This window comes from Streptomyces yatensis, assembly GCF_018069625.1.
Classification (GTDB): domain Bacteria; phylum Actinomycetota; class Actinomycetes; order Streptomycetales; family Streptomycetaceae; genus Streptomyces; species Streptomyces yatensis.
Genome location: NZ_CP072941.1, coordinates 7,221,599 through 7,238,901 on the forward strand (window position 1 = coordinate 7,221,599; position 17,303 = coordinate 7,238,901).

A 17,303-nucleotide genomic window follows, 5' to 3' on the forward strand; every position below is an offset into this window, starting at 1 on the left:
ACCTCGGGAGACCTTTGATGCGATGGTTGCGCCATATCAAGCATTTTGTGAAGGGGTACCCGGCCCCCCTTGGCAGCCCACCGCCCACCGGCCCACCGGCCCGCCACCCGGCGACGAACCCTAGGCCGCCGCCCCCGCACTCATGCTCAAAGCGCCGAAGGCGCGAGACGAGAGCCGTACCTGACCGAACACCGCACCCCCACACGCATCCCGCCTCAGCCCAGCTCCTTGGCCATCCAGACCTCGGCGTACGGCCCCTCCGTGAAGGGCGGCACCTCCCGGTACCCATGCCGGGCGTACAGCGCGCGGGCCTCGACCAGGTCGAGCCGGGTGTCGAGCGCGATCCGCTCGGCGCCCAGTTCGCCCGCCGCCGTCTCGACGGCCGCGAGCAGCGCGGCGCCGCCGCCCAGCCCCCGCTTGGCGGGCCGTACGTACACCCGCTTCAGCTCCGCCGCGCGCTCCGGCCCCGCCGTGCGCCCGTCCATCAGCCGCACCCCCGCACAGCCGGCGAGTTCGCCCTCGTGATGGGCCAGCAGGAAGACCCCCCGCGGCGGGGCGAGATCGTCGCTGGGCATCTCCGCGAGCGCCTGCTCGATCTCCTCCGGGGTCGAGTCCCGCTCCTCGTGGAGCCGGTAGTAGCGGTCCGCGACATCGACGAGGTACTCGCGCAGCAGCATGGCCGAGACCGGATCGTCGACGGGCCGCGCGGCGACCGTCCAGCCCCTCGCCGGCTCCGTCGCGGGGGAGGCCGGGGCGCGCGAACCGTCCTGGCTACGTGGCGTACTCGTCATGGTCGGCATCCTGGCACTCACCACCGGCCTCACGCACCGCAGTTTGAGGGCCGAAGACCGGGCTACCCGAAGAGAGGAGCCCCCCGAACGCGGAGGGGGAAGCGAGCGGGAAGGCAGAAGCAGACCATGTCAACTGCTGTCATCAGCATCGTGGTTGTCGTCGCGGTCGTCCTCGCGGCCGCGCTCATCATCCGCGTCGTCCGTGCGGGCGCCAGCCGTAGGGAACGCGCTCTGCGACGCCGCTTCGGGCCCGAGTACGAACTGAACGTCGCCCAGCACGCGGGCGACTCCAAGGCGGCGCAGCGGGAGCTGGACGAACGGCTGCGCATGTACGGCGATCTGAGGACCCAGCCGCTGCCGGGTGAGCTGCGCGAGCGGTACGTCGCCGAGTGGGCGGCCGTGCAGGAGATGTTCATCGAGTCTCCGGAGCGCGCGGTGACCAGCGCCGATCGGCTGCTGGCCCGCCTCGCCCACGACCGCGGCTATCCGTCGGACCGTTACGAGGAGCAGGTGGCGGCGCTGTCCGTGCACCACGCCGAACACGTCCAGGGCTACCGGCAGATCCATGACACGGCCGGCCTCGCCCGCGAGGGGCGCGCGGACACCGAGGAGCTGCGCGAGTCCATCGTGCACGCCCGGCCGTTCTTCGAGGACCTGGTCAGGCCCCCGCACCACGGCGCCACGACCGGCCCCGAGACCGCACGCCAGCCCTACGGCGAGCGGCGGAGCGGAAGCGGACTGCGTCGGTGGCTGCCCGGGAGCGGGACCGGCACCGGGACCGGATCCGGAACGGGCCATACGCGGTTCGGCCACACCAGGAAGGGTGGCGCGTGGTGACGGATCCGATCGACCCGGCGGAGCACGACGGCCGGCGGCGCCATGGACTGGAGAAGCATGAAGTGGCGCCGCTGTCCCAGGGAGTGGGCAACAGGGACAACAGGGACGACAGGGAAGTAGCGGCGGATCCGATGACGTCCTGGCACTCGCCGGTGCCGACGAACGGAACGCGGCCGTCGAACGGTTCGCAGCCGTCGAACGGCACGAAGCCGACGACGCGGCAGCCGTCCGGGGCGTCCGGACCCTCCGGGACGTCCGCCGAGCAGCCGAACACCCCGAACGGCCCCAGCTTCCCCGTGCTGCCGACCAGCGAGCACGACATGCTGGCCCAGCGGCTGCGGTACGCCGTCAGCGGCTTCGTCGACTCCCCACGCGGCGCCGTCGAGGAGGCCGATGCCCTGCTCGCGGAGGTGGCCACCCGGCTCGCCGATCTCCTGGCCGAACGCCGCGGCACGCTCCGTGCCGCCTGGCATGAGAATGACGCGGTCATCTCGGAGACGGAAGAGCTGCGCCTGGCGATGCGGGGCTACCGCAATGTGCTGGAGCGCCTCATCAGCATCTGACCGTCCAGGACCGACGACACCACCACAACCGGCCAAACCATCAGGGCCACCCCTCGGCCACCGCCCGGATCCCCTCCGGGTGGTGGCCATCTCCCATTTCTGGGATATCTTCTCGAATATGGGAGACCCGGAGATCGTCGCACCGCTGGAGGCCCGGCTGGCCACCCGCCTCGGCGACTTGCGCAGGGAACGAGACTGGTCACTGGAGGAGTTGGCGCGCCGGACGGGCATCAGCCGTTCGACGCTGTCCCGTCTCGAACGCGGCGAGATCAGCCCGACCGCCGCCCTGCTCAACACGTTGTGCACGGCCTACGAGCGCACGATGTCGCGGCTGCTGGCCGAGGTGGAGGCGGAGCCGCCCCAGGTGGTGCGCGCCGCCGCGCAGCCGGTGTGGCGGGACGAGACCTCGGGGTTCACCCGCCGCTCGGTGTCCCCGCCGCATCCGGGGCTGCGCGGTGAGGTGGTCGAGGGCACGCTGCGCCCGGGTGCGGACATCGCGTACGACGGACCACCGGTCCCGGGCGTCGAGCAGCACATCTGGGTGCTGGAGGGCGCGGTGGAGATCACGGCCAACGGCCAGGCGTACGCGCTCGGGGCGGGGGACTGTCTGCGGTTCCGGCTGTGGGGAAGCTCGCGGTTCCGCTGCGTGGGCTCCGATCCGGTGCGCTACGCGCTGATGGTCGTCCTGCCGTAGCGGCACCGCGGCACCGCGAGATCCCCAACCCCCCCCGCCACCCCGCAGAAAGAGAAGCGCCCCGTGCCCGCAGCACCCCGCATCGACCGCCTGACTGCCGCCGACTTCCCCGACACAGTCAAGGCTCTGGCCGAGCTCCTGGTCGACGCCGTCGACGACGGTGCCTCCATGGGTTTCCTGGCCCCCTTCGACCATGAGACCGCCGCGAGCTGGTGGCAGACGCAGGCCCCGGCGGTGGCCGACGGCACCCTGGCCGTCTGGGTCTGCCACGACACCCACGGCATCACCGGGACCGTCAGCCTGGCCTTCTCCCGGAAGCCCAACGGCCGTCACCGGGCCGAGCTCCTCAAACTGATCGTCCATCGCGAGGCCCGGGGCCGGGGCATCGCCCGCGCCCTCCTGGCCACCGCCGAAGCCGCCGCCACCGCCGCCGGGGTCACCCTCCTGCTGCTGGACACCCGCACCGGCAGCCCCGCCGAGCGGGTCTACGGCGCCGAGGGCTGGACCCGCTACGGCATCGTCCCGGCCTACGCCGCCGACCCGGACGGCTCCCTGGAGGACTGCAGCTTCTTCTACAAGCACCTCACGCCGCCGACCGGGTCGTAAATCGGTCGTACGGGGGACGGGTCACGGCCTACCGTGGCGCGGTTGTGATCAGCCGGGTTCAGGAAGATTCAGGCAGTTTCAGGCGGGTTCGGACGGGGCCGGCCGGGGGCCGTGAAGGGGCGGGACGCGATGGAGCGGTACAGCGGGTGGGCCGATGAGGGGTTCGGCGGCGTCGCCGAGGTGTTCGCGCGGAACTTCGAGGAGTTTCCCGAACTCGGGGCGGCCGTCACCGTCTTCGCCGGTGGCCGCAAGGTCGTGGAGCTGTGGGGCGGGGTCGCGGACCAGGGGAGCGGGCGGGCGTGGGAGCGGGACACCGCCGTGCCGGTGTTCTCGTGCGCCAAGGGCATCGTGAGCGTCTGCGCCCACCTCCTCGCCCAGGAGGGGCGGCTGGACCTCGATGCCCCGGTGAGCCGGTACTGGCCGGAGTTCGACCGGTACGGCAAGGAGGCCATCACCTGCCGGATGGTCCTCGGGCACCGGGCGGGGGTCCCCGTGCTCGACCGGGTGCTGACGTTCGAGGAGATCGCCGACTGGGAGCCGGTGATCCGCGCCATCGAGGGGCAGACGCCGCTGTGGGAGCCGGGTGTGTCGTACGAGTACCACGGCCATGTCTTCGGCTTCCTCATCGGTGAGGTCATCCGGCGGATCACCGGCCACACCCCCGGCGCGTACTTCCGCCGGGCCGTGGCGGATCCGCTGGGGCTGCGGGCCTGGATCGGGCTGCCCACGGCGGAGAGGGACGGGCGGGCCCGGCTCGTCGAGGCCGAGGGGCGGCCCGGGATGCCGGGGCCCGAGCATCTGCTGACCCGCATCGTGACCATGAACGGCGCGCTGGCCTTCCCCGGCCTGGAGGAGCCGCACGGCTGGAACGACCCGGCGCTGCTCGGCATGGAGCTGCCCGGCGCCGGCGCCACGGCGTCGGCGACCGGGCTCGCCGGGCTGTACGCGGCGGCGGTGACCGGTATCGAGGGCCATCGGCGGCTGCTCAGCCCCGAGACCGTGACGGACGCGGTCCGCGAGGTCTCGTCCGGCAAGGGATGGCTGGGCTTTGACATGGGAGCGCGCTGGGGCTCGGGCTTTCTGCTCGACTCGCCGTCCTTCCGGCCGATGCTGGGGGAGCGCAGCTTCGGCAACGACGGGGCGGGCGGCCAATTCGCCCTCGGCGACGATGAGTTCGGGGTGGGCTTCGCCTATGTGGCCAACCGCATGATCGGCCACGGTGACGCCCGGGCCTCTCGTCTTGTCGCCGCCCTGCGGAAGTCTTTGGGCGGCTGATCGTCCCCCACCCCGCCCCTTCCCGAAACAGGGGCTCTGCCCCTGGCCCCGGCGGGGCTCTGCCCCTGGCCCCGGCGGGGCTCTGCCCCTGGCCCCGGCGGGGCTCTGCCCCTGGCCCCGGCGGGGCTCTGCCCCTGGCCCCGGCGGGGCTCTGCCCCTGGCCCCGGCGGGGCTCTGCCCCGGACCCCGGCGGGGCTCTGCCCCTGGCCCCGGCGGGGCTCTGCCCCTGGCCCCGGCGGGGCTCTGCCCCGGACCCCGCTCCTCAATCGCCGGAGGGGCTGGGGCGGGGGGCCCACAGCTCGGTGCGGTGCGCCCCCACCAGTGCGTCGATCCGGGCCAGCGCCTCCCCGACCGGTAGCGGGTCCAGCCGGCGGCCGTCCCGCAGCCGCAGGGCCACTCGGCCGTCGTCGGCCTCTCTCGCGCCCACCACGGCCTGGTAGGGCACCAGGCGGGCCTCCCGGATCCGGGCGCCCAGGCTGCCGCGCTCCGGTCCGGCGAGTTCCGCGCGCAGCCCGAGGTCCACGCACCGCCGGACGAGCGCCTCGGCGTGCGGCAGTTCGGCCTCGGAGACCGGCAGCACCACCAGCTGAGTGGGGGCGAGCCAGGCGGGGAAGGCCCCGCCGTGCTCCTCGATGAGATGGGCCACGGCCCGTTCCACACTGCCGATGATGCTGCGGTGGACCATGACCGGACGGTGCCGGGCGCCGTCCGGCCCGATGTAGTGCAGATGCAACTGCTCGGGCTGGTGGAAGTCGACCTGGACGGTGGACAGGGTGGACTCCCGCCCGGCCCCGTCGGTGACCTGCACATCGATCTTGGGGCCGTAGAACGCGGCCTCGCCCTCCTCCGCCTCGTACGGCAGACCGGAGCGGTCCAGGACGTCGGTCAGCAGGGCGGTCGAGCGGCGCCACATCTCGGGGGCGGCGACGTACTTGCCGCCGGGGCCCGGGAGGGAGAGCCGATAGCGGGCCGGGGTGATGCCGAGCGCCTCGTACGCCCGGCGGATCATCTCCAGCGCGGCCGCCGCCTCGTCGGCGACCTGGTCCAGGGTGCAGAAGATATGGGCGTCGTTGAGCTGGATGGCCCGGACCCGGGTCAGCCCGCCGAGCACCCCCGACAGCTCCGAGCGGTACATTCCGCCCAACTCGGCAATGCGCAGAGGCAGTTCGCGGTAACTGTGGCCGCGGGAGCGGTAGATGACCGCGTGGTGGGGACAGAGGCTCGGACGCAGGACGACCTGCTCCGCACCCGGCTCCGCGCCCAGCTCCATCGGGGGAAACATGTCGTCGCTGTAGTGCGACCAGTGCCCCGACAGCTCGTACAGCTCCCGTTTGCCGAGCACCGGCGAGTACACATGCCGGTAGCCCGCCCGCCGCTCGGCGTCGCGGATGTACTCCTCCAGGGTGTGCCGAACGGTCGCGCCATCGGGCAACCAGTACGGCAGCCCCGCGCCGATCAGCGGATCGGTGTCGAACAGGCCCAGCTCACGGCCCAGCTTGCGGTGGTCGGACATCGCGGTCTCCTCGTTGGCGTGGCGAACGCCGGTGGAATCGGGCGAGTGACCGCACGGCGAAGCCCCGGGGCACTCGCCCCGGGGCTTCGGATCAGAACATCGATCAGCGCGCCGGGACACTCTCCGGCGTCGTCGTCATGGCGACGAGGGCAGCGATGGCAGCGCGCTTCATGCCGACGACCGTAGCAAGGCCCAACGCACCCCGCCCGTCAATTTCCCGGCACGGACCCCGCCGCACCACGGCTCCGACGGGGCCGCCGAGCTACGGCCTGCGGCCGGGGCGCCGTGTCGCCGCCCGCACTGGGCCGCCGGGGCAACGGCCTGCGGCCGCGCCGCCATGGCCACGGCCCGCAGCTGCGGGCGGTTACACCCCTTCCGGCACCAGCTCGGGCACGGGTTCTGCCGGGCCACGGCCGCACCGGGGCCGCCGGGGCGAGGCGCCCTGCCAGGGCGCGGCCTGCATCTGGTGGCCGGGGCCACGGCCCGCACTGGGCCGCCGGGGCTACGGCCCGCGGCCCGGCCGCCGGGGCTACGGGCCCCAGCCGCACCGGGGCCAACGGCCCGCAGCCGGGGGTCGTTACGCCCCCTCCGGCACCAGTTCCCCCACCGCGTCCCGCCACGCGGCCCGCGTCGCGACCGCCTGTCGCCACGTGCGGATTGCCTTCGGGGGCATGCCGACGGCCAGTACTCCGGCCACCCGGTCCCCGGAGCGGTAGACGGCCAGGAACTTCCGCTCCTCCAGGGCGCCCTCCACGACCGCGACCTCCTCATGGCCTCGCAGATGGCCATGGGCCTGGATCCGGAGGTCGTACTGGTCCGACCAGAAGTACGGCACCGGGGCGAACGGCCGCCGCTCGTCGGGGCGGAGGAGGTTGCGGGCCACGGCCATGCCCTGTTCGGTGGCGTTGGTCCGGTGCTCGATCCGCATCGCCGTGCCGAACAGCGGGTTGTGCCAGCGGGCCACGTCCCCCGCGCCGTACACATCCGGCGCGGCGGCGCTGTACTCGTCGCACTCCAGGCCGTCGCCCAGGGTGAGGCCACTGCCCTCCAGCCAGCCGGTGTTGGGCACCGAGCCGATCGCGACCAGCACCTCATCGGCCTCGACCAGCGTGCCGTCCGTCAGCCGCACCCCGCCGTCGGCCACCTCGGCCACCATGACGCCGGTGCGCAGATCGACGCCGTGGTCGTGGTGGGCCTGGGCGAGCACCCGGCCGACCCGTTCGCCGACCGCCGGGGCCAGCGGCACCGGTGCCGGTTCCAGCAGCGTCACCTCCGTGCCGAGCCCCCGGGCGACGGCGGCCGCCTCGGCGCCGAGGAACCCGGCGCCGACCACCGCCAGCCGCCGCCCCGGGCCCAGCCGGTCCCGCAGGGCCAGGGCGTCGTCCAGGGTGCGCAGCACATGCGCGCGCCCCTCGCCGCCGCCGTTCCCGTCGCCGTCCCCACCGCCGTTCCCGTCGCCGGGCAGCCGGCGCGGGCGGACGCCGGTGGCGATGACCAGGCCCTCGTACGGCACCCGCTCCCCGTCGGCCAGCGCGACCGTACGGCCCGCCAGGTCGAGGCCGGTCGCGGCGACCCCGAGGCGCAGATCGAGGCCGAGCGCGTCCAGATCGGCGGGCGCGCGCAGCGGCACCCGGTCGGGCTCCCACTGCCCGCCGAGGATCTGCTTGGACAGCGGTGGCCGGTCGTACGGGTGGTACGGCTCATCGCCGATGAGCGTGATCGTGCCCTCGTACCCCTCCCGGCGCAGCGTCTCCGCCGCCGCCAGACCGGCGGCGGATCCACCGACCACCACCACGTGCTTCACTTCTCGACCACCCGTATCGCCGCCGCCGGGCAGACCACCGCGGACTCCCGCACATCGGCGTGGAGTTCGGGCGCGGGCCGCTCGTCCAGCAGGATCACGATGCCGTCCTCCTCCCGCTGGTCGAACACGTCGGGCGCGATCATCACGCACTGACCCGACGCCACACACTTGGGAACATCGACTTCCACACGCATGGTGACTCCTTGCCTCCGCTGCTCAAGACGCCCAGGTGACGGGCAGTTCGTAGACGCCGTAGACCAAGCCGTCGTCCTTGAAAGGTAGTTGGTCGATCCCGGTCGCCAGCCGCAGCGTGGGGATGCGGCGGTAGAGCGTGCCGTAGACCACCTGCAGCTCCACCCGGGCCAGCGGCTGGCCCAGGCACTGGTGGACGCCGAAGCCGAAGGCCATGTGGCGGCGGGCGTCGCGGCCGATGTCCAGCCGCTCGGGCTCGGGGAAGACCTCCGCGTCCCAGTTGCCGGTGCCGGTGTAGACGATGATCCCGTCCCCGGCGCGGATGGTCTCGCCGCCGATCTCGATGTCCTCCCGCGCGACCCGGCGCCGGCCGTTGTGCACGATGGTCAGATAGCGCAGCAGTTCCTCGACGGCCCTGGCGACCGCCTTCGGGTCGTCGGTCTCCCGCAGGACGGCGAGCTGGTCGGGGTTCTCCAGCAGGGCGACGGTGCCGAGGGCGATCATGTTGGCGGTGGTCTCATGACCGGCGATCAGCAGCAGCACGCCCATGTTGGCGGCCTCGCGCTGGGTCAGCTCTCCGGCCCTGACCCGGGCGGCCAGCTCGGAGAGCATGTCGTCGGCGGGGTGGGCGAGTTTGGCGCTGACCAGGTCGTCCAGATAGTCGGTCAGCGCCTCGTTGGCGCCGACCACCTCCTCGACCGAGGAATGGCGGTTGATCAGGAGCGAGCTGTTGCGCTGGAAGAAGTCGTGGTCCTCGTACGGCACTCCGAGCAGCTTGCAGATCACCAGCGACGGCAGCGGCAGCGCGAACGCGCGCACCAGGTCGACCGGGGCCGGCCCGGCCAGCATGGAGTCGATCAGATCGTCGGTGATCTTCTGGATCTCGGGCCGCATCGCCTCGACCCGCTTGATGGCGAACGGTGCGGTGACCATCCGGCGGATCCGGGCGTGCTCGGGGTCGTCCATGGTGATGAAGGAGCGCCGCCGCCCGGCGTTCTCGCGGAAGCCGGCGCTCGCATGGGGAAAGCCGGGCCGGGTGGCCTCGGAACTGACCCGGGGGTCGGCGAGCAGGGCGCGCTGGTCGGCGTACCGGGTCACCAGCCAGGGGGCGCTGCCGTCCCACAGCCGCACCCGCGCGATCGGCCGTTCGGTGTGCAGCGCCCGTGCGGTCGGGGGCGGGGCGAAGGGGCAGCCGTTCGCCCGCGGCATCGGGAACTCCGGAAGCGGCTCTTCCGCCTCGGCCGTGGTCTCTGCCAGCGTCTCGGTCATGTCTCTCCTCGGGTGGGGGATTCCGATGGGAGCGGAGCGTGAACCTTCGCGTCAGGGGGGGACGTGAACCTTTCGCGTTAACGGGGACGATGACCAGCCAACCCGCTCGACCTGACGTCCTCCGGTCAGTTACCTGACGAAACGCTGACTATGGGGAAGGCCACAGTGACCGTGGTGCCGCGGCCCGGTGCGCTGTGCACGCTCACCTCGCCGCCGTGCCGCTCGACCACCCGCCGCACGATGGACAGGCCGAGGCCGCCGCCCAGCTCGATCCGCCCGTCCTCGGAGCGGGGGGAGGTGAGCCGGGCGATGTCGTGCGGGCTCATGCCCGGCCCCTGGTCGCTGACCGACAGCTCGACCCGCGGCCGCCCACCGGACCCGGCCACCGGGCCGCGCACCGCCACGGTCACCGGGGATCCGGCGGGGGTGTGCCGCAGCGCGTTGCCCAGCAGATTGCGGATGGCGTGCCGCAGCATGCGGTTGTCGGCGACGAGGGTCGGCCGGCCGGAGTTCTCGCGGGCGATGGGGCGTTCGGGGTCGAGCAGCCCCAGATCCGCCACCGCCTCGTCGGCCACGTCCCGCAGATCCACCGGCTCCGCGTCCAGCGGCCGTACCCAGGAGGTGTCCGCGCGCGGAAACACCTGCTGGACCGCCTGGTGCATATGGTCGGCCTCGTCCTGGATCCGGCGCAGGGCGCGCACCATCAGCTCGGGGTCGTCGCTGAGCCCCTGCAGCGGGAGTTCGGCCCAGCCGCGGATGGTGGTCAGGGAGGTGCGCAGCTCGTGCAGCAGGACCTCCAGCCGCTGCTGGCGCTCGTACGCGTCCTCGCCATGGTGCCGGTCGTCCCCGCGGTGCTTGTCCATGCTCATCCCTACGGGCGCTCGTTCCTGCTCATGGGGAGGCGAGCCGGCCGAGCCAGTAGCCGAAGCCCCGACGGGTGTGGATCAGGGCGGGCCCGGTCCCGTCGACCTTATGGCGCAGCCGTGAGATCAGCTTCTCGATGGCGTTGTCCCCGTACCGCCGGTGGTCCGCCACCCACAGATGCTCGCCTATCTGCTCCTTGGACAGCACCTGACCGGCGTTGACCAGCAGATAGCGCAGCAGCCGGAATTCGGCCGGGGTCAGCTCCAGCGCCCGTCGGCCGCGCCGCGCCTGACGGGTCGTGTCGTCCAGCAGCAGATCCGCGTAGCGTGGCGAGGGCTCCTCCCGCCGCCGGTTGCGGGTGCGCAGCAGGGCCTGTACCCGGGCCAGCACCTCGGCGATCCGGAACGGCTTGGTCACATAGTCGTTCCCGCCGATGCCGAGGCCGGTGACCAGCGAGTCCAGCGAGTCGCGGGCGGTGAGGAAGAGGACGGGCGGATGGTTCTCGTCGGCCGCGACCAGGCGGCGGCACACCGTGAAGCCGTCCAGATCGGGCAGCATCACATCGAGGATCACCAGGTCGGGCCGCTCCCGCCCGACCCGGTCGAGCGCCTCTCCGCCGGTGGCGGCGGTGCCGACCCGGTATCCGGCCAGCTCGAGGGTGGTCGAGAGCAGCTCGGCGATTCTCGACTCATCGTCGACGACCAGGATGTGCTGCCCGCTGCCACGGGCGGGCGCTGGTTTTTCGCTGACACTCCCGTACACGCCATGACACTACGTGAACCGACCGTTCCGGGGCACGGGGCCCTGACCGCGACCGATGGGATCCGGACAGGGGTCCGTGGGGGGGAGCCCTCCTCACGGCACCCTGTCTTCCGGTTTCCTCAACCTCCGGTTCCTTCGCCTTCCGGTTTCCTCAACCTCCGGCTTTGGGCGATCCGAAAGTCAGCGCGGAGGCCTCGCCGGATTCCGCGTAACAGTGGAACCGGTCGGTCCAGGACTGTTCCCGAAGGGTCTGGACCAATGCACGGGGCACGGCCATATGCACATCGCGGCCACCGGGCTCATCCGGCGGAGTCGGCGCTATGAGTACGGTCCAGGGAGTGGGAAGCGCCGGGACGTCGTACCAGAAGGGCGTGCCCGCTCCGAAGTCGAGGTCGTAGAAGGGGAGCTTGGACCAGTTGTTGATCACGATGGTGTTCTCGAACTTGTCGAGCGTCATGGTGGGCAGGATGCGCTTGAGGCGTCCCGCCTCGTATTCGGCACAGAGGAACGCCGTTTCCTGGCGAATTTTCTCCTCCGTGTTCTCGGCATAGCCCGCGCGGACCGCCAAGGCGATCTCGCCGAGCGGGCGGGAGCGCAGTTCGGCCGCGGGCATCCCGGGTCGGGTGTTGGTGACGGTGTTGCCCCAGTAGCCGTCCGGTACGGCCCCGCCGCCGAAAGCGCGGAAGTCGGCGAGGAGGCCCAGCTTTTCCTCGCTCGCATCGGGGCGGTCCCGCAATGCGCCGAGGACTTTCCACAGATGGGCGGTCAGCGCGTCATTGGTCGACACCCATCGCTCCGTGCCCGCGAGGTCGGCCATCGCGGCGTCCTTCATGGTGGCCAGTTCGGCGGCGGTGAAGCGGGTGGTCACCATCGTCGTCACCTTGGCGATGCTGCTCAGCAGGATACGGGCCACATAGGCGGACTTCCGGCCGCGCTTGGTGACCGTGAAGTGGTCGTTGTCCGGCGGGGCGTCACCCGCGACCGGCGCCGCGAGGGCGTCGATGATGCCGCGGTCGTGGCCGGGCGCGGGGTACCCGAGCCCTCGGTGCTCCTTCGACCAGCTCTCCATGAACCGCATATAGGCGGATCCGTCGGCCACGGCGTGGTTCATGTTGACACCCAGAACCGAGCCGCCGCCTTTCATATGGGTGAGCTTCACCGTGAAAAGCGGTATGTCGCCGTCGACCACCTGGAGTGGGTTGACCTGACTCAGATAGCGATTGATGCCCTTTTTCGCCGTGTGATGAGGCCCGTGATCCGGCATGGGCTCGGCCGCGTGTGTCTCGATGAAGCGCACACCGGAGTCGTCGCAGAGCACGCTGAGACGGCCGTCGGGATCCTTCTTCATGCGGCCTGAAACCATCGGGAAGCTGAGCAGTGTTCTGCTGAGGGAGGCGCGCAGCGCATCGCCGTCGAGCGTCTCGCGGTAGAAAAAGGTACGTGGGGTGTAGACCAGCCCGATGAGCATGTCGTAGACGCTCAAACGTATGCGGTCACCGCTCGCCTCTCCGGCGCGTACGGTGGTCGATCGCTTGGTGTCGCTCTCGGTGGCAGTGGGGGATGCCATCATGTGCGCACGTTCTTTCGTTCTGTCCGAAGGTGTTTCTGGGTCGGTGGATTGACCCTACCCCCGGGGCGAACGCTGCCTCATTGACTAGAACTTGTTTCAGGCAATTTTGAAAAATGGCGGGCGGGGTCGGCTCGCGGGGTGCCCGCCGACCCCGGGGAGCCTCGCGGCCGGCTGGGGGCCACGGCGCCGCGGCGCTGCTACGTCACCCACTCGCATCCCTCCGTTAACATGATCGGACCCCCACGACGAGAACCCCCATCGTCCGCCCATCGCCGGAAAACGGCGCTATCCGGTACGAAGGGTGACCCATACCCAACATCTAGCAAATCGGCCAAAGCATTGATACCTATAGCATCGCGGGTGATTTCCCGGATAAGCCGCATGGCTGCGTTCACCACGTGGCGTCGACCACGGGCGATGCTGTACGCCGCGGCGGGTGTGGTGGCCCTCGGATTCTTCATCGCGCTGGAGATCACCGCGCGCCGCTACGGCCTGCCGGGGCCGGTCACCAATCAGGTGCAAGAGGTGGTATTGCCACCCAAGTCGGGCTTCCTGTTGTACGCCGGGATGGCCTTGATGATGGTGGTGCTCACCTGGCGGCAACGGTTCATCGCCCTCGGCGCCGCGATCGGCATCGACGTCGTCTTCCTGCTGGTGCGGTGGGCGGTCGGGGCGAAGCTGACCGAGGGCCACCCCTTCGGCAACGGCGCGCTGTGGGTGATGTTGGGCTGTGTGGTCATCGCCCTCACCCGCCGCACCGGCCGGGAACGCGCCCTGCTGCTCAAGGGCGTCGGGCTGGGCCTGCTGCTGGTGGCCGGTCGTAAGACGGGCGATACCTGGCTGCTCATCACGTCCAGGACCCGCCCGACGGTGCTCGACCAGTACGTGGCGACCGCCGATCAGGCGCTGGGCAACCCCTCGTGGGTGGTGGGCCGGATCGTCGAGGCCACCGGCCCGATCGGCGCCCATGTTCTCGACTACGTCTATATCCAGCTCGCGGTGGCCGCGGTCGTCGTCACGATGTACCAGCTGCGCCACGTGGCGGCCGAGCGCCGCTTCCCGCGCCACCATCTGGTGCGCACCTTTCTGGTCATCGGCCTCGTCGGGCCGGCCGTCTACATGATCTTCCCGGTGGTCGGCCCGGTCTTCGCCTACGGCGCCGACGGCGGGCACTGGGCGCTGGCCGACATCTGGCCGAACACGCTGCCGCCGGTCAACCCCCCGCACCCGATGCCCTTCGACGAGATCACCCCGCGCAACTGCATGCCCAGCCTGCACACGGCGTGGGCCACCGCGATCTTCATTCACTCCCGCCAGGGCCCCCGTCCGCTGCGCTACGCCGGCACGTTCTGGCTGGTCGCCACGCTCGGCGCGACGCTGGGATTCGGCTACCACTACGGCGTGGATCTCATCGCGGGCGTGGTGTTCACCCTCACGATCGAGACCGCGCTGCGCGCGCTCGCACGTGGCTGGGACCGGTCCGCGATCCAGCTGGTCGCTCATGGCACGACGGTTTTCGCCGCGCTCCTGGTCTCCTATCGCTATCTGCCGATGGAGATGGCCAGACATCCGTGGCTGTTCGGACCGCTTCTCCTGCTGGCGATGGGCTCAGTGATCCACGGCTATGTGCGGACCACCAGGCTGTGGGAACCGAAGGCCGCACCGGCACTGCAACCGGAGCCGCAGCCCGAGCTGGTGTGAGGGGGTTAGCGAGGCGTTAGCCGGTCAGCAGTGGATCACAAGCGGCGGCAGGCAGCCTGGTGATTACAGGGCCCGAAGGCCGGGACCACCTGCTGACAAAGGGGGGAGACACATGTCCCGCCGCACCGCACACCGCACCGCGCCCCGCGCCGCACGGCATCACGCGCGTAAAGTCGCCGCCGTCGCGGTGGCCGCCGTCGCCGCGTTCGGATTGACCGCTTGCCAGGACGGTGACACCAGCGGTGACACCAAGGCCGCGTCCTCCAGCGCCTCCGGCTCCCAGGACTCCGGCTCCCCCGACGCGTCCGCGAAGAGCGGGGCGGGCGACGCGGGGTCCTTGCGGAAGACGGCCCCCACGCCGCTGCGCGACGGCGGGGCCCTCTACCCCCGGGCGATCCGTCTGCAGCACAGCGGCAAGGACAACGGCCGTGTGCTGGCCTCGACCGTCGTCCACGACGGCGGCAACGGCATCGGCGCCATCCAGGAGAGCACGGACGGGGGATCCAGCTTCCGCCAGGTGGGCACCGTGGCCGACCCCAAGTCCGCCGCCGGCCGGGGGCTGTGCTGCGCGACCCTCTACGAGCTGCCGCAACAGGTCGGTGACATGCCGGCCGGCACCCTGCTGTGGGCCGCCTCCTTCGGGCAGGACACGCCCGGGCGCCGTATGACGATCGAGGTGTTCAAGAGCACCGACCTGGGGCGGAAGTGGTCCCATCTGTCCACGGTCGCCACCGCCGAGGACACCAAGGGGCTGTGGGAGCCGGAGTTCTCCATCGACGCGGAGGGGAACCTGGTCTGCCACTACTCCGACGAGACCGATCCGCGCCACAGCCAGAAGCTCGTCGCCGTACGCTCGCGGGACGGCGTCTCATGGAGCGGCCTCCACGACACCGTCGCCGGCACCCCGGCCTCCGACCGCCCCGGGATGGCGGTCGTACGGAAGCTGCCGAACGGCACGTACGTCATGACGTACGAGATCTGCTCCGAGGACCCCAAGTTCTCCTGCGTCGTGCACTACCGCACCTCTCCCGACGGATGGGACTGGGGCAACCCCACCAACCTCGGCACCCGGCCCGAGACGGCCGACGGCAAGTACTTCAAGCACGCCCCGACCCTGGCCTGGGCACCGGAGGCGGGGAATCCGCAGGGCAAGCTGCTGCTGATCGGACAGGCGATGTACAACGCGGACGGCAGCAGGGCCGAGGGCAGCGGCCGCACGATCTGGACCAACAGCAAGGGCGGCGACGGTGCCTGGCGCGAGATCCCGGCCCCCGTCGCCGTGACATCCGACAAGCTGGACTCCTGCCCCAACTACAGTTCCAGCCTGCTGCCCTCCTCCGACGGGCGCGAGGTACTGGAGATCGCGACCGACTACGACGGGGGAGTGTGCCGGCCATACCACGCCACGCAGGGCACATGACCTCGTCGAAGCGGCATCCTCAATTTCTGATCGCGCCGACCTGGTCGCGGATGGCGGTGTCAAGGTCGGTGGCGGTCAGGCCGAAGGTGTCAGCCGTCTCCGTCGCGTCCATGTGGAACGGCGCGTACCACTGGTAGTCCATCTCGGCCACCTCCCGGGCGATCGGCAGGACCAGCCCCGCTGTACGCATCACGAAGCGCGGCATCTGGATCAGCTTGGCCGGTGGCCGGCCCGCGGCGTCGGTGCAACGCCGGGCCAGCTCGCGAATGGTGACGGCGGGCGGGGACGGAACGTGCCAGGCCCGGCCCCACGCGCGTTCATCCTGGGCGAGCGCCACCAGGGCGTGCGCCATGTCGCCGTTGAAGGTGAAGGTGTGCGGCATATCCAGGTGGCCGGTGATCCAGGCAGCGCGGCCCTTTTGCACAGCCGGCTCGATGAAAATGGCGTAGATGCCTGTCGCGTCCTTACCGATGTAGTCGGAGCCGCGGACTTCGACGGTACGGATACCGGCGGCGAGGGCCTGTTCCCACATCCGTTTGCGCAGGCGGCCCTTGCGCCCGGTGGCGGCCATGGGAGTGTGCTCGTTCATCCGGCCGCCGGGCTGCCGGCCGTAGGCGTAGAGGCTGCCGGTGAGCGCCAGGACGGCATCATGCGCCTTGGCGGCGGCGATCGCCGCCGTCTGCAACGGCGGCAACAGGTGTTCCCACATGGTGTACGAGGGCGGATTGGCACAGTGGTAGATCACCTTTGCGCCGCGGGACAGCTCGGTCAGGCGGGCCGGGTCGGAGGCGTCCGCGGCGACCCGCACGATCAGCGGGTGCTCAGGGCCTGAGCCACTGCGCGTGACGATGCGAACGCCCTCGCCGCGCTCGGCGAGCAGGCGGGCGACGTTCGAGCCGATCGAGCCGGCGCCGATGACAACATGATCGGCCATGACAGGCACTTCTCCTGGACAGGGATGATCTTTGGCGGACGTCCTGGGGGCACTGTCGCGCCCAGGACGAGGGGTTGGATCTCGGTCAGTCATTCACGCCGGAGCCGGAGTAGGCGGGCACGTCGGCGAGCATTCCCGCGACCTCAGGGGCGAGCTCGTTGCGGCGCCGGTGCAGTTCCTGGATCTTCGCGTCCAGCTCGGGATCGTCGTCGTCGCTGACGTCGAAAATTTCGAGTCGCTCGACCAGGTTCAGGCCGAGGTGGTCGGTCTGGTAGGTGGTCGGGTGAGTCAGATACGCGAAGAGTCCGTCGAGGTCCTCGACGACGAACACCGCGCTGTACTCGTAGTCGCCGCCGTGGTCGCGGCCGACGATGAAGGACTTGACCGCGGGATTCGAGCGGCCCTGCTCGCGCCAGCTCTCCAGTGCTGCCTCGATCTGCTCGCGTGCCGCGGTGGGCTTCATCGTGGCCCGGTTGATGTGGTAGAGCATGCCGAGTACCTTTTTCCT

At 71.1% G+C, this 17,303-nt stretch carries 17 protein-coding genes; 7 read left to right on the forward strand and 10 right to left on the reverse strand.

What is annotated here, in order from left to right:
- Positions 1-215 precede the first annotated feature (215 nt).
- Positions 216-791, reverse strand: coding sequence for a GNAT family N-acetyltransferase (locus J8403_RS29990; protein ID WP_211125900.1), 576 nt, complete (start codon positions 789-791; stop codon positions 216-218).
- A 126-nt stretch (positions 792-917) separates the two neighbouring features.
- Between J8403_RS29990 and J8403_RS29995 the strand changes: the two genes are divergently transcribed.
- The 5 genes from J8403_RS29995 to J8403_RS30015 all read left to right on the forward strand — a co-directional run bounded on the left by J8403_RS29995 (position 918) and on the right by J8403_RS30015 (position 4,766).
- Positions 918-1,628 carry a hypothetical protein gene (locus J8403_RS29995; protein WP_211125901.1) on the forward strand — a complete coding sequence of 237 codons (711 nt, stop codon included), beginning with the start codon at positions 918-920 and terminating at the stop codon, positions 1,626-1,628.
- Complete coding sequence (locus J8403_RS30000) at positions 1,625-2,191, forward strand: hypothetical protein (RefSeq protein ID WP_246586053.1); 567 nt, start codon at positions 1,625-1,627, stop codon at positions 2,189-2,191. Before J8403_RS29995 ends, J8403_RS30000 begins: the two co-directional genes overlap by 4 nt.
- 118 nt (positions 2,192-2,309) lie before the next feature.
- Positions 2,310-2,885 carry a helix-turn-helix domain-containing protein gene (locus J8403_RS30005; RefSeq protein WP_211125903.1) on the forward strand — a complete coding sequence of 192 codons (576 nt, stop codon included), beginning with the start codon at positions 2,310-2,312 and terminating at the stop codon, positions 2,883-2,885.
- A 63-nt stretch (positions 2,886-2,948) separates the two neighbouring features.
- Positions 2,949-3,491: a GNAT family N-acetyltransferase gene (locus J8403_RS30010; protein WP_246586054.1), complete on the forward strand. Its 543-nt coding sequence runs from the start codon at positions 2,949-2,951 to the stop codon at positions 3,489-3,491.
- 129 nt (positions 3,492-3,620) lie between these two features.
- Positions 3,621-4,766: a serine hydrolase domain-containing protein gene (locus J8403_RS30015; protein WP_211125904.1), complete on the forward strand. Its 1,146-nt coding sequence runs from the start codon at positions 3,621-3,623 to the stop codon at positions 4,764-4,766.
- Positions 4,767-5,028: 262 nt separating this feature from the next.
- On the opposite strand, the gene thrS is transcribed toward J8403_RS30015, so the two are convergent.
- From thrS to J8403_RS30050, 7 genes are all read right to left on the reverse strand, one after another.
- Positions 5,029-6,399: a threonine--tRNA ligase gene (gene thrS / locus J8403_RS30020; RefSeq protein WP_211125905.1), complete on the reverse strand. Its 1,371-nt coding sequence runs from the start codon at positions 6,397-6,399 to the stop codon at positions 5,029-5,031.
- A gap of 457 nt (positions 6,400-6,856) precedes the next feature.
- Entirely contained in the window at positions 6,857-8,083 is a 1,227-nt protein-coding gene (locus tag J8403_RS30025; RefSeq protein ID WP_211125906.1) for an NAD(P)/FAD-dependent oxidoreductase, read from the reverse strand.
- Positions 8,080-8,277, reverse strand: a complete 198-nt coding sequence (locus J8403_RS30030; RefSeq protein WP_211125907.1) for a ferredoxin — start codon at positions 8,275-8,277, stop codon at positions 8,080-8,082. Before J8403_RS30030 ends, J8403_RS30025 begins: the two co-directional genes overlap by 4 nt.
- A 22-nt stretch (positions 8,278-8,299) precedes the next feature.
- Positions 8,300-9,544, reverse strand: a complete 1,245-nt coding sequence (locus J8403_RS30035; protein ID WP_211125908.1) for a cytochrome P450 — start codon at positions 9,542-9,544, stop codon at positions 8,300-8,302.
- A gap of 125 nt (positions 9,545-9,669) precedes the next feature.
- Positions 9,670-10,413: a sensor histidine kinase gene (locus J8403_RS30040; RefSeq protein WP_246586056.1), complete on the reverse strand. Its 744-nt coding sequence runs from the start codon at positions 10,411-10,413 to the stop codon at positions 9,670-9,672.
- Positions 10,414-10,435: 22 nt separating this feature from the next.
- The gene (locus tag J8403_RS30045) at positions 10,436-11,170 is read right to left on the reverse strand and encodes a response regulator transcription factor (protein WP_211125909.1); all 735 of its coding nucleotides are present in this window, start codon (positions 11,168-11,170) and stop codon (positions 10,436-10,438) included.
- Positions 11,171-11,321: 151 nt separating this feature from the next.
- Complete coding sequence (locus J8403_RS30050) at positions 11,322-12,737, reverse strand: acyltransferase (protein ID WP_211125910.1); 1,416 nt, start codon at positions 12,735-12,737, stop codon at positions 11,322-11,324.
- Positions 12,738-13,121: 384 nt separating this feature from the next.
- On the opposite strand from J8403_RS30050, the gene J8403_RS30055 reads away from it, so the two are divergent.
- Positions 13,122-14,441: a phosphatase PAP2 family protein gene (locus J8403_RS30055; RefSeq protein ID WP_211125911.1), complete on the forward strand. Its 1,320-nt coding sequence runs from the start codon at positions 13,122-13,124 to the stop codon at positions 14,439-14,441.
- 112 nt (positions 14,442-14,553) lie between these two features.
- Positions 14,554-15,861, forward strand: a complete 1,308-nt coding sequence (locus J8403_RS30060) for a sialidase family protein (RefSeq protein ID WP_211125912.1) — start codon at positions 14,554-14,556, stop codon at positions 15,859-15,861.
- Positions 15,862-15,880: 19 nt separating this feature from the next.
- Here the strand turns inward: J8403_RS30060 and J8403_RS30065 are convergent, their stop codons facing one another.
- Both J8403_RS30065 and J8403_RS30070 read right to left on the reverse strand, forming a co-directional pair.
- Positions 15,881-16,795, reverse strand: a complete 915-nt coding sequence (locus J8403_RS30065) for an NAD-dependent epimerase/dehydratase family protein (protein WP_211125913.1) — start codon at positions 16,793-16,795, stop codon at positions 15,881-15,883.
- An 85-nt stretch (positions 16,796-16,880) separates the two neighbouring features.
- Complete coding sequence (locus tag J8403_RS30070) at positions 16,881-17,285, reverse strand: Dabb family protein (RefSeq protein ID WP_211125914.1); 405 nt, start codon at positions 17,283-17,285, stop codon at positions 16,881-16,883.
- Positions 17,286-17,303 lie beyond the last annotated feature (18 nt).